Consider the following 14209-nt stretch of genomic DNA (forward strand, 5'->3'; position numbering starts at 1 on the left):
GAGCGGACGCCTGCACCGGCCACTGCGAGGAAAAAGCCTCCGGCTGCGGGCCGGCAGCGGCGGCTCATTCCCCCGGCGTGGCTCCGGGCGGCCCCATTACACCACCACGCCGGCCTCCTGGATCACCTTGGCCCACTTGGCGGTCTCTGCCGCGATGAAAGCGTTGCATTCCTGCGGCGACGACCCCTCGGGGAAGGTGCCCATGGCCTGCTCCAGCCGCTGCGACACCTCCGGGCTGCGGATGATGCGCGCCACCTCGCCGGACATGCGCTGCACGATGTCGGCCGGGGTGCCGGCGGGCGCCAGCATCGCGGCCCAGGTGCTGCCGACCAGGCCCGGGTAGCCGAGTTCGGCGAACGTGGGCACGTCGGGCAGCGCCGGCAGGCGCCTGTCGCTGGCCACGCCGATGAGGCGGATCCTGCCGGCCCTGGCGGGCTGGATCAGGTTGGGCGGCGGGTCCAGGAACAGCGGCACCTGCCCGCCCATGAGGTCGGCCAGCGCGGGAGATGCGCCCTTGTACGGCACATGCACCATCTCGACCCCGGTGACCATGCGCATCAGCTCCGACGTGAGGTGTGCCGCCGATCCGCTGCCCGACGAGGCATAACTGATCTTGCCGGGGTTCGCGCGGCCGTAGGCCACGAGCTCGGCCATGGTCTTGAAGGGCGCGTTCATCGACACGGCAGCCACCAGGGGCGACACCCCCATCAGCGAGACGCCGGTCAGGTCCTTCTTCGGGTCGTAGGGCAGCCTGGGGTAGAGCGTCGTGTTGGCCGCATAGGCGGCGATGAACACGCCGAAGGTGTGGCCGTCCGGCGCGGCCTTGGCCACCGCGTCCACCCCGATGATGCTGTTGGCGCCGGGCTTGTTGTCCACGACCACGGGCTGGCCCAGGCGCTGCTGCAGGCCGGCCTGTACCAGCCGTGCCATCTGGTCCGTGAAGCCGCCCGCCGTGTAGGGCACGACGATGCGGATGGGCCTGGCGGGCCAGGTGCCCTGCGCCCGGGCCGGCGCCGCAGGCAGCACGGCACCGGCCGCCAGGGCCGTGCCTGTGTGCAGGAAGGCGCGGCGGGAGGAAGTGAAAGTCATGTGTCTGCCTCAGGTGCGATAGCCCGGGTCGATGCGGTCCAGCCGGCGCAGCAGCCCCGGCCAGGCCAGGCCCGCCCCCTTGCCCTTGGTCACCTGGCGCGACTGCTCCACCGAGGTGGCGATGATCTCGTCCGGAATGCGCGTGAGCGCGCCACCGCCCGCCTGTGCCAGGATCTGGATGCGGCAGGCCGATTCGAGCGTGTACATGGACAGCAGGGCCTCGGGCACGCTGCGCCCGCAGGTCAGCAGGCCGTGGTTGCGCAGCACCATGCTGTTGGCGCCCCCCAGGTCGGCCACCAGGCGCGGCCGCTCGTCGTCGCGCAGGGCCACGCCCTCGTAGCCGTGGTAGGCCAGGCGCGCCAGCGGGAAGATGGATTGCTGCGAGATCGGCAGCAGCCCTCCTTCCTGCGCCGACACGGCCACGCCGTAGGCCGTGTGGGTGTGCAACACGCACTGCACCTCGGGCCGGGCCTCGTGGATCGCGCTGTGGATGAGGAAGCCGGCCGGGTTCACGTCGTACTCGGTGGCCATCACGGGCTCGCCGTGGTGGTCCACCTTGACCAGGCTGGAGGCCGTGATCTCGTCGAACAGCATGCCGTAGGGATTGATGAGGAACTGGTCGGGCTCACCCGGCACGCGCGCCGAGATGTGGGTGAAGATCAGGTCGTCCCAGCCGAAGTGGGCGACCAGCCGGTAGGCGGCAGCCAGCTCGACGCGGATCTGCCATTCCTCGGGCGTGACCTGGCTGCGCACGCCGGAAACATCGTGGATTGCATTCATGGGAAGAACCTTTCTTGCGTTCGGGACGGGAGAACGGGCACGCGCCTCAGAGCCGGCCCGCAAGGTCAGGCACGGCGGTGAACAGGTCCGCCTCCAGCCCGTAGTCGGCCACGCTGAAGATCGGCGCCTCGGCATCCTTGTTGATCGCCACGATCACCTTGGAATCCTTCATGCCCGCCAGGTGCTGGATCGCCCCCGAGATGCCCGCCGCGATGTAGAGCTGCGGCGCCACGATCTTGCCCGTCTGCCCCACCTGCAGGTCGTTCGGGGCGTAGCCCGCATCCACCGCCGCCCGGCTCGCGCCGATGGCCGCGCCCAGCTTGTCCGCCAGCGGCGTCATCACCTCGTTGAACTTCTCCGCGCTGCCCAGCGCACGGCCGCCCGAGACGATGATCTTGGCCGCCGTGAGTTCGGGACGGTCGCTCTTGGTGACCTCGCGGCCCACGAACTGGCTCTTGCCGCTGTCCGCGGCCGCATCGGCCTTCTCCACCGCGGCCGAGCCGCCCGTGGCCGCCGCGGCGTCGAAGCCCGTCGTGCGCACGGTGATCACCTTCACGCTGTCGCTGCTTTGCACCGTGGCGATCGCGTTGCCCGCGTAGATCGGGCGCTCGAACGTATCGGGGCTGTCCACCTTGGTGATGTCGCTGATCTGCGCGACGTCGAGCTTCGCCGCCACCCGCGGCGCCACGTTCTTGCCGCCGGCCGTCGCCGGGAACAGGATGTGGCTGTAGTTGCCCGCGATGGCCAGCACCTGGGCGGCCACGTTCTCGGCCAGCCCGTCCTTCAGGCTCTCGCCGTCGGCCAGGATGACCTTGGAGACGCCCGCGATCTGCGCAGCCGCCTGGGCGGCGGCATCCGCGCCCTGGCCGGCCACCAGCACGTGCACGTCACCGCCGCAGGCCGCAGCGGCCGTGACAGTGTTGAGCGTGGCGGGCTTGATCGAAGCGTTGTCGTGTTCTGCAATAACGAGAGAGGTCATTTCAGTCGTCTTTCTCTTGAATGTCAGGAATACCTGTATCGCCCGCGGCTTTCAGTTCTGGCGCGGCCGATGCGAGGGACACCGAGGAAGGGCCGCCCCGCACCGAGGGTGTCGTCCCCTCGGGGGGATGACGCGTAGCGGCTCAGGGGGGTCAAATCACCTTCGCTTCGTTCTTGAGCTTGTCCACCAGCGTGGCGACGTCCGGCACCTTCACGCCCGCGCCGCGCTTCGGCGGCTCCGTCACCTTCAGCGTCTTGAGCCGCGGCTTCACATCCACGCCCAGGTCCTCGGGCTTGACGGTGTCCAGCTGCTTCTTCTTGGCCTTCATGATGTTGGGCAGCGTCACGTAGCGCGGCTCGTTCAGCCGCAGGTCGGTGGTGACGATCGCCGGCAGCGTGAGCGCCAGCGTCTCCAGGCCGCCATCGACCTCGCGCGTCACGTTCACCTTGTCGCCGCTCACTTCCACCTTGGAGGCGAACGTCGCCTGCGGCAGGTCCGCGAGGGCCGCCAGCATCTGGCCGGTCTGGTTCGAGTCGTCGTCGATCGCCTGCTTGCCCAGGATGACCAGCTGCGGCTGCTCCTTGTCCACCAGGGCCTTGAGGATCTTGGCCACGGCCAGCGGCTGCAACTCTTCCGAAGTCTCCACCAGGATCGCGCGGTCCGCGCCGATCGCCATCGCCGTGCGCAGCGTCTCCTGGCATTGCGCCACGCCGCAGGACACCGCGATCACCTCCGTGGCCACGCCCTTTTCCTTCAGCCGAACGGCCTCTTCCACCGCGATCTCGTCGAACGGATTCATGCTCATCTTCACGTTCGCGATGTCCACACCCGTGTTGTCCGACTTCACGCGGACCTTCACGTTGTAGTCCACCACGCGCTTGACGGGGACCAGTATTTTCATGGGATGACCTTTGGATGGGAAGAAAAGGGAAACGCGTCAGTCCAGCCTGGCGCCGGCCGCTTCGACCAGCGCCTTCCAGACCGGCAGGTCGCGGCGGTAGTTGGCGCGGAAAGCCTCGGGGCTGTTCATCAGCGGCATGAAGCCCGCGCCGCGGATGCGCTCGAGCAGTTTCGGGTCGCGGGCGATCTCGCGCAGGTGCACCTGGAGCGTGTCCATCACCTCCCTGGGCAGGTTCGCGGGGCCGCCCATGGCGACCCAGCCGAAGACGGCATACGCATCGTCCGTCACGCCCTGCTCGTGGATGGTGGGCACCTGGGGCAGGATGTCCATGCGCTGCATGCCGGTCACGCCGATGGCCTTCAGGCGGCCGGAATCGATGAAGGGCTTGGTGTTCTGAGCGCTGGAGAAGCACAGCTGCAGCTGGCCGCCGATCAGGTCCTGGATCATGGGCGCCTCGCCCTTGTAGGCCACGTGGGCCATGTCGGCGTCCTGCGTCTTGCTCATGTAGGCTCCGCCCAGGTGCGCGTACGAGCCTACGCCCCAGGAGCCGTACGAGACCTTGCCCCGGTTCGCCTTCACGTACGCCAGCAGTTCCTTCATGTTGCCGGCAGGCACGGAAGGGTGCACCACCAGCGTGACGGGCGCGGCCGCGACCTGCGTGATCAGCGTCAGGTCCTTCTGCGGATCGTAGGGCAGCTTCGTATAGAGGAACTGGTTGATCAGCATCGAGGTGCTGAGCGAGAGCAGCAGCGTATATCCGTCGGGCGCGGCCTTGGCGACCGCGTCGGTGCCCAGGATGCCGGCGGCGCCTCCCCGGTTATCCACCACCACCGGCTGGCCCAGCCGCTGCGACAGGGCCTCGCCCACGCTGCGGGCGATGATGTCGGTGGCGCCACCGGCGTTGAACGGCACGATCAGCCGGATGGGTCTGGACGGCCATGCCGTGCCGGCGGCCTGGGCGCGGGCCTGGCCCAGCCAGCCGGCGCCGCCGAGCGCGGCCATGCCGTGCAGCACGGCGCGGCGGTTGAATCGGGAACCTGTCATGGTGTTGTCTCCGGGGGTTCTCTGGGGAAGATCGGCTCCGGTGCGCCGCCTCTGCGGGCGGCCTGGTGCACCGGGCCGGCGGGGGAATCAGGCGGGAGGAGGCGCCTCCGGCAGGGTCAGCACGCCGCGCTGCTGCAGGTGGTGCAATTGCGCGTCGCTCATCTGCAGCAGCCGCTGCAGCACATCGCGCGTGCCCTCGCCCAGCGTGGGCGGTGCGTTGCGGATGGGCAGGCGCTCGCCGTCCAGCCGATAAGGCGGTGCGAACACCGGCGTGGTACCCGTGACGGGGTGCGGCATGTCCTGCAGCAGGCCGCCGCGCCGCGTGCGCTCGCTGGTGAGCGCCTCGTGCAGGCCCGCCACCTTGCCGCAGGGAATGCCGCAGGCCGACAGGCGCTCGAGCAGCACGTCGCGCGGGAAGGTGCGGATCAGCTCCGTGAGCATCGGGCCGATCACCAGCCGGTTCTTCGCACGCTCCACGTTGGTGGCGAAGCGCGGGTCTTCCACGATGTCGGGCCGCTCGATCACCTGGCGGCAGAACTTGTCGAACTGCGCGTTGTTGCCCACGGCGATGATGAGCGGGCCGTCGGCCGCATCGAACATGCCGTAGGGCACGATGGACGGGTGGGCATTGCCGTAGCGTGCCGGATCGCGGCCCAGCTGCATCGCGTCGAGCCCGTAGTAGCCGGTGACCATGAGGCCGCAGTCGTAGAGCGCCATCTCGATCAGCCGGCCCCGCCCGGTGCGCTCGCGCCGGAACAGCGCCGCCAGCACGGCCTGGGCGGCATACATGCCCGTCATCAGGTCCACCACGGCCACGCCGAACTTCAGCGGCGGCTGCGAGGCCTCTCCGTTGAGCGCCATGAGGCCCGTCTCGCCCTGGACCACCAGGTCGTAACCCGGCCGCTTCGCCTCGGGGCCGGTCACGTCGTATCCGGCCACGGCGCAGTAGATCAGGTCGGGCTTGATCGCCTTGAGCTGCTCGTAGCCCAGGCCCAGCTTCTCGGCGCCGCCGGTCTTGAAGTTGTGGATCACCACGTCGAACTGCGGCAGCAGGTCGTGCACGATCTTCGCGCCCTCGGGGCTCTGCAGGTCCAGCGTGACCGACCGCTTGTTGCGGTTCATGCTGTTGTAATAGGTGGTCTCGGTCTTGCCGATGCGCATGCCCCAGTCGCGCGTGTCATCGCCGCGCCCGGGGTGCTCCACCTTCACCACCTCGGCGCCGAAGTCGGCCAGCACCTGGCCGCACAGCGGACCGGCGAACACGCGCGAGAGATCGAGCACGCGTACACCCTCCAGCGGAAAGTCGATGGTGTCAGGCGCGGCGGCGGAAGTGGTGGCGTTCAATGTCTTGTCTCCAGTCATTCGTTCATTGTGGTGCGGCGGGCGGCGTGGCCGCTGCCCCCTGCGCGACCCGGCACCGGGAGCGCGTCAGTCCGCCGGGCCGCGCAGGCGCACGTAATCGGGCAGCCGCTTTTCCAGGAAGGCGGCGATGCCTTCGCGCGACTCTTCGGTCGCCTGCGACAGCACCATGCTCTGCGCTTCGCTCTCCAGTTGCTCCTCCAGCGTGGCCTGGGGCGCCGCCAGGCACAGCGCCTTGATGCGCGCCATGGCGTGCTGCGGCCCGTTCGCCACGCTGGCGGCCAGCGCCAGCGCGCCCGCCAGCGCCTCGCCCGGCTCGGCCAGGCGGTTGACGGCGCCCAGGGCATGCAGGCGTTCGCCCGAGATGCGCTCGCCCGTCAGGCACAGCTCCGTCAGCACCTGGCGCGACACGAATTCGGCCAGGAACGCCGTCGCGCCGCCGTCGGGCGTGAGGCCCACCTTCACATAGGCCACCGAGAAGACGGCATCGCGCGCCGCCACCAGCATGTCGCAGGCCAGCGCCAGCGACAGGCCCGCGCCGGCCGCCGCGCCTTCCACGGCGGCGATCACCGGCTTGCCGCTGCCGCGCACCGCGCGGATCAGGTCGTGCAGGCCTTCAAGCTTGGCGCGGCGCTCCTCGATGGGCAGCTCGCGCCGCTTCGCCAATTGGCGGAGGTCGCCGCCCGCGCAGAAGTGCCCGCCTTCACCCGTGAGCACGATGGCGCCCACGGCAGGGTCGTCCTGCGCCGCGGCCAGGGCCGCGGTCAGCGCGGCATAGAACGCGGGCGACAAGGCATTGCGCGCGGCGGTGTTGTTGTTGCTGAGCACCAGCACGGCGCCTTCGCGGCGCTGCAGCAGGGGCGCGGTCGTCTCCGTCATGGAATGGGGTCCTTCTTCGTCTTATGCCGGTTGACTCAGAGCGATGTAGCGCGCCAGGTGGTGGTCTTCATCGCCCAGTTGGTGGTCGATCATCACCAGCCGTTTCGCATAGTGCGCCAGCGGCAGCTCCCAGGTCATGCCGATACCCCCATGCATCTGGATGCTTTCCTCGGCCACGAGCGTGCCGATGCGGCCGATGCTGAACTTGGCCGCCGAAAGCGCCCGCTCGCGCGCGGTGCGGTCCGCGCCGTCGATCGCGGCCGCGGCGTTGATGACCGCCGAGCGGGCCTGCTCCACCTCCAGCAGCAGGTCCGCCATGCGGTGCTGCAGCGCCTGGAAGCTGCCGATCGGCACGCCGAACTGCTTGCGGGTGCGCAGGTATTCCAGCGTGTGTTCCTTGGCCACGTCCATGGCGCCCACGGCCTCGGCACAGAGCGCCAGCAGTCCCCAGCCCAAGGCCCGCTCCAGCAGCGCGGCGCCCGCGCCTTCCGCGCCCAGGAGCGACTCCGCGCCCACGGCCACGTCCTTGAAGACCAGTTCGGCCGTGCGGCCGCCGTCGATGCGGCTATTGGCCCGGCGCGTGAGTCCGGCGGCGTCGCCGGGAACCAGGAAGAGCGAAATGCCCTCCGCATCGAAGATGCCGCCGCCCGTGCGGGCCGACACCAGCAGCCAGTCGGCGGTATCGCCGAACAGCACCACCCCCTTCGCACCGTCGATCACCCAGCCATCACCCTCGGCCGCGCGGCGCGCGGTGGTGGTCACACGCGTCGGTTCGTAGTGGCCGCCCGGCTCGTCGTGCGCCAGCGCGGCCACGGCCTCGCCGGCCACCAGCGGCGCCAGCACGGCATCTTTCTGCGCGGCGCTGCCGGCCGCCGCCACGGCGCGGCCCACCACCAACGCGCCCAGCAGGGGCTCGGCCACGAGGCCGCGACCCAGGCGTTCGAACACCACGCTCACATCGAAGCCCGCCCCGCCGAAGCCGCCGTCGGCCTCGGTGAACAGCGCGCCGATGGCGCCCAGGTCGGCGAAGCCGCGGTACAGCCCCGGGCTGTGGCCCTGCGCGCCGTAGGCGGCGTGGTTGCGCTGCTCGATGCCGGCCTGCCCGGCGATGAAGCGGTCCAGCGTGTCCGCCAGCATGCGGCGGTCTTCGGTGTGTTCGAAGTTCATGGCGTCACAGTCCGAGAATCATCTTGGAGATGATGTTTTTCTGGATCTCGTTGGAGCCGCCGAAGATCGACAGCTTGCGGTAGTTGAAATAGTTCGCCGCGGCCGCGGCGGCACCCTCCGGTCCCACGGCCCGGTCTTCGTGGCCGGCATGCAGGGCCCCTTCCTCGAAGGGCAGCGCATAGGGGCCCATGGCACGGCGCGTGAGCGAGAGGATCTCCTGGCGGATCTCGGTGCCGCGGATCTTCAGCATGGAGCTTTCCGCACCCGGCACGCCGCCACCGGCCACCGCCGCGATCACGCGCAGGTTGGTGGTCTTCATGTTCTCCAGGTCGATCTCCACGCGGGCGATTCGTGCCGCGAACAGCGGGTCCTGCGCCAGCGGACGGCCGTTGCACTGCACCGTGGCGGCCACGCGCTTGAGCTTTTCCAGCGCGGCCACCGAGAAGCCCACGCCCGCGATGTTGGTGCGCTCGTAGGTCAGCAGGTACTTGGCATAGGTCCAGCCCTTGTTCTCCTCGCCCACCAGGTTCTCCGCGGGCACCTTCACGTCGGTGAAGAACACCTCGTTCACCTCGTGCTCGCCGTCCAGCGTGATGATGGGGCGCACCTCCACGCCGGGCGAGCGCATGTCCACCAGCAGGAAGCTGATGCCCGACTGCGCCTTGGCCTCGCGGTCGGTGCGCACCAGGCAGAAGATCATGTTGGCGTGCTGGCCCAGCGTGGTCCAGGTCTTCTGGCCGTTGACGACGTAGTGGTCGCCCTCCTCGTCCCGTTTCAGTACGGCGGTGGTCTTCACCGAAGCCAGGTCCGAGCCGGCGCCCGGCTCCGAATAGCCCTGGCACCACCAGTCCTCGCCGTTCAGGATGCGCGGCAGCCAGTACTGTTTCTGCGCCTCGCTGCCGTACTTGATCAGCACCGGGCCCAGCATGTTCACGCCGAAGGGCACGATGCGCGGGGCGCCGGCCAGCGCGCATTCGTTCTCGAAAATGAACTTCTGCACGGCGTTCCAGCCCGGCCCGCCGTACTGCTCGGGCCAGTGGTTCGCGAGCCAGCCGCGCGCGTTCAGGATCGCGTGCCAGCGCTCCATGTCGGCCTTGTCCAGGCGCAGGCCGGCGCGCACCTTGTGCGACAGGTCGGCGGGCAGGTGCTCTTTCAGGAAGGCCTGCACTTCGTCGCGGAAGGCCTCCTCCTGGGGGGTGAATTGCAGATCCATGGGGCTCTTTCGTCGATCGCTCGTGCTGTCGTTCTGTCAATGCGCCTCGGCGGCGGCACGATTCAGGCTGCCGAAGTCGCGGCCCTCGGCCACCAGCTTTTCCAAAAGCGGCGCGGGCTTCCAGAACAGCGGGTCTTCCTGCGCGAACTCGCGGATGTCGGCCAGGATCTTCGGCAGGCCCACCGTGTCGGCGTAGTGCATCGGCCCGCCCCGGAAGCGCGGGAAACCGTAGCCCGAGAGGAAGGTCACGTCCACGTCCAGCGGCCGCAGGGCGATGCCCTCGTCCACCACCTTCGCGCCCTCGTTGACCATGGCGGCCAGGTAGCGGCGCATGATCTCCTCCGGCGTGAAGGTACGGGGCACGATGCCCTTCTTGGCGCGCTCGGCGTCGACGATCGCCAGCACCTCCGGGTCCGGCTGGCCCGTGCGTGCGCCCTCGGGGTAGAGGTAGAAGCCGCGTCCCGTCTTCTGGCCGAACCAGCCGCGCTCGCAGATGCGGTCGGCGATCTCCACATAGCGTGCTTTCGGATCGCGTGTGGCCGCACGGCGCTTGCGCGTGGCCCAACCGATGTCGCCGCCCGCCAGGTCGGTCACCTGGAACGGGCCCATCGGGTAGCCGAAGCCGCGCACCGCCGCGTCGATCTCATAGGGGCTGGCACCGTCTTCCATCAGGTAATCGGCCGCCTGCTTGTACACGGCCAGGATGCGGTTGCCGATGAAGCCGTCGCACACACCGGCTCGCACGGGTACTTTCCTGAGCCGCTTCGCCAGTGCGAAGGCCGTGGCGACCACGTCGGCACTCACCCGGGCCGGCACCACGATCTCCAGCAGTTTCATGATGTTGGCCGGGCTGAAGAAATGCAGCCCGATCACGTCCTGCGGCCGCCCGGTGGCGGCGGCGATCGCGTCGATGTCCAGGTACGAGGTGTTGGTGGCGAGCACGGCGCCCGGCTTGCAGACGCGGTCCAGCTCGCGGAAGACGGCCTTCTTGACTTCCAGGTCCTCAAACACCGCCTCGATCACCAGGTCGGCGGCGGCGATGTCTTCGTAACGCGTGCTGCCGGTGTAGCGCGCCATCACGGCGGCCTTGGCCTCGGCCGTCATGCGGCCCTTGGCGATAAGGCCGTCGTAGACCTTCTCCACATGCGCGCGGCCCCGGGCCAGTGAGGCGTCGTCGCGCTCGATCATCGTCACGGGCAGGCCGGCGTCCAGCGCCGACACGGTGATGCCGGCCCCCATGGTGCCACCGCCGATGACGGCGATGGCGGCCACCGGACGCGGTGCGGCAGCCTTCGCCTCCGGCACCTTGGCGACCTCGCGCTCGGCGAAGAAGGCGTGGATCAGCCCCGCGCGCTGCGGGCTCGCCAGGCATTCCACGAAGGCCGCGCGCTCGCGCTGCATGCCCTCGTCGAACGGCAGCTCCACGGCGTTGCGCACGCATTCGACGATCTTCAGCGGCGAGAACAGGCCGCGCGACTTCTTCGCGGTATCGGCCGCCAGCGCATCCAGGTCTGCCAGCGCGGCGGCGCGGTCGGCGATCGCGATGTCGCGCGTGCGGCGCAGCGGCGCCTGCGCGGCCTGCAGCTCCTGCACGCAGGCGAGGCCCGCGGCCACCGGATCGCTGCCGTCCACCAGGCGGTCCACCAGGCCCGCGGCGAGGGCCGCCCTGGCGTTCAGCGGCTTGCCGCCCAGCATCATCTCGGCGGCCGGCTTTACGCCCATCAGGCGCGGCGCGCGCTGCGTGCCGCCCGCGCCGGGCAGCAGGCCCAGGTTCACCTCGGGCAGACCGAGCTGCGCGCCCGGCAGCGCCACGCGGTAGTGCGCGGCGAGCGCCACTTCCAGCCCGCCGCCCAGCGCGGCGCCGTGGATGGCGGCCACCACCCGTTTGGTGCAGGACTCGATGCGCTGGCAGACCTCGGGTAGCGAGGGCTCCACGGGCGGCTTGCCGAATTCGCGGATGTCGGCCCCGGCGATGAAGGCCTTGCCTTCGCCCACGATCAGCACGGCCTGCACGTCCGCGCGCGACTCGGCCTCGCCGATGGCGTCCCGCAGGCCCTGGCGCACCGCCGCGCCGAGCGCGTTCACGGGCGGGTTGTCGATGCGGACGACGAGAACGCCGCCCTGCAGGCGCGCTTGCACGGGCGACGGGATAGCCGCTGCTGAGGTCATGCCTTTGTCTCCTGGGATCACTCTGTTCGGGACATTCTTGCGGCGACAATGTTTTCTGACAATCACATCAATCGTTGACAGACTGTCAAAGGATTTCAACCAATACACCGAAACACTGCCATGGACCTGCCCTCGCTGACCCTGCTGGTCGAGATCATCGACAGCGGCAACCTGAGCCAGGCCGCGCGCAAGCTGCGCATGACCCGCGCCAACGTGAGCTACCACCTCACCAAGCTGGAGAAGGCCGTGGGCGTGCAGCTGGTGCAGCGCACCACGCGCCGGGTGGAGCCCACCGAGATCGGCCTGCGCCTCTACGAGCACGGCCGCACCATCCGCAACGAACTGATGGCGGCGCAGGAAGCCGTCACCACGCTGGGCCAGGGCCTGCAGGGCCGCGTGGGCATCAGCGTGCCCAGCGGCTACGGGCAGATCGTGGTCAGCGACTGGCTGATCGAGTTCAAGCGCACGTACCCCGGCATCGTGCTGGACGTGCTGTTCGAAAACCGCGCCGACAACCTGCGCGACGAGGTGGACATCGCCATCCGCGTGGTGCAGGAGCCACCCCTGTCGCTCGTGGCACGCAGCCTGGGCGATGTGCGCTACCTGGCCTGCGCCTCCGCCGATTACGCCCGCCGCCACGGCCTGCCGCGCACGCTGCATGCGTTGCGCGCCGGCTCGGTCATCACCGCCGGCGTGACCGGGCGCCAGTTGCGCCTGTCGGCCTACCAGGGCAACGAGCGGCACGAGGTGCTGCTGGAGCCCACGCTGATCTCCGAGCACTTCCCGTTCCTGCGCCAGGGCATCCTGGCCGGGCTGGGCGTGGGGCTGGTGCCCGACTACGTGGTACAGGACAAGCTCGCCACCGGCGAGGTGCTGACCACGCTGGACGAATACCGCCTGAGCATCTTCGGCACGCACATGTACCTGCTGTACCTGCCCAACCGCCACCAGACACGGGCCGTGCGCACCTGCATCGATTTCCTGCTGGACAAGGCGCGAACGGGTGCCGACACGCCGGCAGTGACCCCGCCCGGCTGAGCACGCCCGCCCCCTGGCCCCGGAATGTCCACGACGGCAGCGTACGATCGGGCGAATGCCGAGGACGCCCCATCATCGAGTCGACCTGCTGCCCTGCCGGCACCCGGGCATCGAAGCCGTGGCGGCAGACACCGCGTTCGCGTTCGGCCGGCACATGCACGCGCAGTTCGGCGTGGGGCTGATCCAGCGCGGCGCGCAGAAGTCCACCAGCGGCCGGGGAATGGTCGAAGCCGGGCCAGGCGACCTCATCACCGTCAATCCCTGCGAAGTGCATGACGGCGCCCCGATCGGCGATGGCGGACGCGCCTGGCGCATGCTGTACATCGATCCGGCCGTGCTGGCACGCGTCGCCCAGGGCCTCGGCCAGGAAAGCGCGCCGCCTTGCCTGGAGTTCGCACGGCCCGCACTGAGCAACCCGGAACTGGCACGCTGCTTTGGCCGGCTCTTTGAAGCCATGACGTGCACACGCACGGGGGGCACGGACGACCTCGCCGCGGACGAAGCGCTGGTACTGCTGCTGGGCGGCCTGCTGCACCCCGGCGCACCGGCGGTCGCCCGCAGCCCCTCCGGAATCGCCCGGGCACGCTCGCTCATCGACGACGATCCCTCCGCGTCGCCGGGCCTGGACAGCCTCGCAGCGCAAGCCGGACTCAGCCCTTACCAGTTCCTGCGCGCCTTCGCCCGGGCGACCGGACTCACGCCGCACGCCTACCTCCTGCAGCGGCGGACCCACCGCGCCCGCCAGTTGATCGGCCAGGGCGTGCCCCTGGCGCAGGCAGCCACGGACAGCGGCTTCTACGACCAGAGCCACATGAGCCGGTTCTTCGTGCGCAGCTTCGGCATGCCCCCCGGCCGCTATGCCGAGGCGCGGCGCCGCTGACCACCGCGCCGCAATTTCATCCAAGACGGCAGCACGCGCGCTGCGGAGGATCGGGAGACTTCCACTCCGCCACGAGGCCTTCCGTGCAACTCTCCCATGAATTCCTGGCCACCTCGCTCATCGTCATCGCCACCCCGGGCACCGGCGCACTGATGACGCTGGCAGCCGCCCTCTCGCGCGGCCGCCGCGCCGCAGTGGTCACAGCCCTGGGCTGTACGCTCGGCATCGTGCCGCACATGCTGGCGGCGATCACCGGGCTGGCCACCCTGCTGGCCGCCAGCCCCGCCGCCTTCGCCACGCTGCGGTATGCCGGTGCGGCGTATCTGCTCTACATGGCCTGGATGACCGCCAGGGCCGACGGGCCGCTGCAGCCGGCATCCCTTTCCGGTGCGCTCTCCAGCGGGCAGGCGGTGCGCGAGGCGATCCTCGTGAACGCCCTCAATCCCAAGCTGTCGCTGTTCTTCCTGGCGTTCCTGCCGCAGTTCATCGATGCGGGCGGGGCGCGGCCCACCCTCCGCATGCTGGAGCTCTCTCTGGTGTTCATGGCGCTGACCTTCGCCGTGTTCGCGGTGTACGGGCTGCTCGCAGCGTCGGTGAGGGACCGCATCCTCTCGCGCCCCGGGGTGCTGCGGTGGATGCGCTGGAGCTTCGCCGCGGCGTTCTGCCTGCTGGCGGCCCGAATCGCATGGCCGCACCGCTGACAACCGGCAA

13 protein-coding genes are annotated in these 14209 nt (G+C 69.7%); 3 read left to right on the forward strand and 10 right to left on the reverse strand.

The annotated features are described in order from the left end of the window. Positions 1 to 96: 96 nt before the first annotated feature. The 10 genes from ACGHC0_RS21920 to ACGHC0_RS21965 all read right to left on the reverse strand — a co-directional run bounded on the left by ACGHC0_RS21920 (position 97) and on the right by ACGHC0_RS21965 (position 11580). Entirely contained in the window at positions 97 to 1089 is a 993-nt protein-coding gene (locus tag ACGHC0_RS21920; protein ID WP_415266763.1) for a Bug family tripartite tricarboxylate transporter substrate binding protein, read from the reverse strand. 9 nt (positions 1090 to 1098) lie between these two features. Next, entirely contained in the window at positions 1099 to 1869 is a 771-nt protein-coding gene (locus ACGHC0_RS21925; protein ID WP_415266764.1) for a class II aldolase/adducin family protein, read from the reverse strand. Positions 1870 to 1915: 46 nt separating this feature from the next. Then, positions 1916 to 2848 carry an electron transfer flavoprotein subunit alpha/FixB family protein gene (locus ACGHC0_RS21930; protein WP_368352947.1) on the reverse strand — a complete coding sequence of 311 codons (933 nt, stop codon included), beginning with the start codon at positions 2846 to 2848 and terminating at the stop codon, positions 1916 to 1918. Between the two features lie 151 nt (positions 2849 to 2999). Beyond that, positions 3000 to 3749, reverse strand: coding sequence for an electron transfer flavoprotein subunit beta/FixA family protein (locus tag ACGHC0_RS21935; RefSeq protein WP_368352948.1), 750 nt, complete (start codon positions 3747 to 3749; stop codon positions 3000 to 3002). A gap of 36 nt (positions 3750 to 3785) precedes the next feature. After that, positions 3786 to 4793, reverse strand: coding sequence for a Bug family tripartite tricarboxylate transporter substrate binding protein (locus ACGHC0_RS21940; RefSeq protein WP_415266765.1), 1008 nt, complete (start codon positions 4791 to 4793; stop codon positions 3786 to 3788). An 87-nt stretch (positions 4794 to 4880) separates the two neighbouring features. Beyond that, entirely contained in the window at positions 4881 to 6155 is a 1275-nt protein-coding gene (locus ACGHC0_RS21945; protein WP_415266766.1) for a CaiB/BaiF CoA transferase family protein, read from the reverse strand. 66 nt (positions 6156 to 6221) lie between these two features. Beyond that, a complete protein-coding gene (locus ACGHC0_RS21950) occupies positions 6222 to 7031 on the reverse strand; it encodes an oxepin-CoA hydrolase, alternative type (protein ID WP_415266767.1) in 810 nt (269 codons plus the stop codon). 21 nt (positions 7032 to 7052) lie between these two features. Further along, the gene (locus ACGHC0_RS21955; protein WP_415266768.1) at positions 7053 to 8198 is read right to left on the reverse strand and encodes an acyl-CoA dehydrogenase family protein; all 1146 of its coding nucleotides are present in this window, start codon (positions 8196 to 8198) and stop codon (positions 7053 to 7055) included. Between the two features lie 4 nt (positions 8199 to 8202). Beyond that, a complete protein-coding gene (locus ACGHC0_RS21960; protein ID WP_415266769.1) occupies positions 8203 to 9411 on the reverse strand; it encodes an acyl-CoA dehydrogenase family protein in 1209 nt (402 codons plus the stop codon). 36 nt (positions 9412 to 9447) lie between these two features. Continuing rightward, a complete protein-coding gene (locus tag ACGHC0_RS21965) occupies positions 9448 to 11580 on the reverse strand; it encodes a 3-hydroxyacyl-CoA dehydrogenase NAD-binding domain-containing protein (protein WP_415266770.1) in 2133 nt (710 codons plus the stop codon). Between the two features lie 120 nt (positions 11581 to 11700). Between ACGHC0_RS21965 and ACGHC0_RS21970 the strand changes: the two genes are divergently transcribed. The 3 genes from ACGHC0_RS21970 (at position 11701) to ACGHC0_RS21980 (ending at position 14199) form a co-directional block, all read left to right on the forward strand. After that, complete coding sequence (locus ACGHC0_RS21970) at positions 11701 to 12618, forward strand: LysR family transcriptional regulator (protein WP_415266771.1); 918 nt, start codon at positions 11701 to 11703, stop codon at positions 12616 to 12618. A gap of 55 nt (positions 12619 to 12673) precedes the next feature. Then, entirely contained in the window at positions 12674 to 13498 is an 825-nt protein-coding gene (locus ACGHC0_RS21975) for an AraC family transcriptional regulator (RefSeq protein ID WP_415266772.1), read from the forward strand. Positions 13499 to 13581: 83 nt separating this feature from the next. Continuing rightward, positions 13582 to 14199: a LysE family translocator gene (locus tag ACGHC0_RS21980; RefSeq protein WP_368352957.1), complete on the forward strand. Its 618-nt coding sequence runs from the start codon at positions 13582 to 13584 to the stop codon at positions 14197 to 14199. Positions 14200 to 14209: the final 10 nt, after the last annotated feature.

The organism is Acidovorax sacchari (assembly GCF_042847045.1).
In the GTDB taxonomy this organism is placed as follows: domain Bacteria; phylum Pseudomonadota; class Gammaproteobacteria; order Burkholderiales; family Burkholderiaceae_C; genus Paracidovorax; species Paracidovorax sacchari.

Coding starts and splice junctions, on each gene's coding strand:
- ACGHC0_RS21920 (WP_415266763.1), bottom strand. CDS start 1,089: ATGACTTTCACTTCCTCCCGCCGCGCCTTCCTGCACACAGGCACGGCC.
- ACGHC0_RS21925 (WP_415266764.1), bottom strand. CDS start 1,869: ATGAATGCAATCCACGATGTTTCCGGCGTGCGCAGCCAGGTCACGCCC.
- ACGHC0_RS21930 (WP_368352947.1), bottom strand. CDS start 2,848: ATGACCTCTCTCGTTATTGCAGAACACGACAACGCTTCGATCAAGCCC.
- ACGHC0_RS21935 (WP_368352948.1), bottom strand. CDS start 3,749: ATGAAAATACTGGTCCCCGTCAAGCGCGTGGTGGACTACAACGTGAAG.
- ACGHC0_RS21940 (WP_415266765.1), bottom strand. CDS start 4,793: ATGACAGGTTCCCGATTCAACCGCCGCGCCGTGCTGCACGGCATGGCC.
- ACGHC0_RS21945 (WP_415266766.1), bottom strand. CDS start 6,155: ATGACTGGAGACAAGACATTGAACGCCACCACTTCCGCCGCCGCGCCT.
- ACGHC0_RS21950 (WP_415266767.1), bottom strand. CDS start 7,031: ATGACGGAGACGACCGCGCCCCTGCTGCAGCGCCGCGAAGGCGCCGTG.
- ACGHC0_RS21955 (WP_415266768.1), bottom strand. CDS start 8,198: ATGAACTTCGAACACACCGAAGACCGCCGCATGCTGGCGGACACGCTG.
- ACGHC0_RS21960 (WP_415266769.1), bottom strand. CDS start 9,411: ATGGATCTGCAATTCACCCCCCAGGAGGAGGCCTTCCGCGACGAAGTG.
- ACGHC0_RS21965 (WP_415266770.1), bottom strand. CDS start 11,580: ATGACCTCAGCAGCGGCTATCCCGTCGCCCGTGCAAGCGCGCCTGCAG.
- ACGHC0_RS21970 (WP_415266771.1), top strand. CDS start 11,701: ATGGACCTGCCCTCGCTGACCCTGCTGGTCGAGATCATCGACAGCGGC.
- ACGHC0_RS21975 (WP_415266772.1), top strand. CDS start 12,674: ATGCCGAGGACGCCCCATCATCGAGTCGACCTGCTGCCCTGCCGGCAC.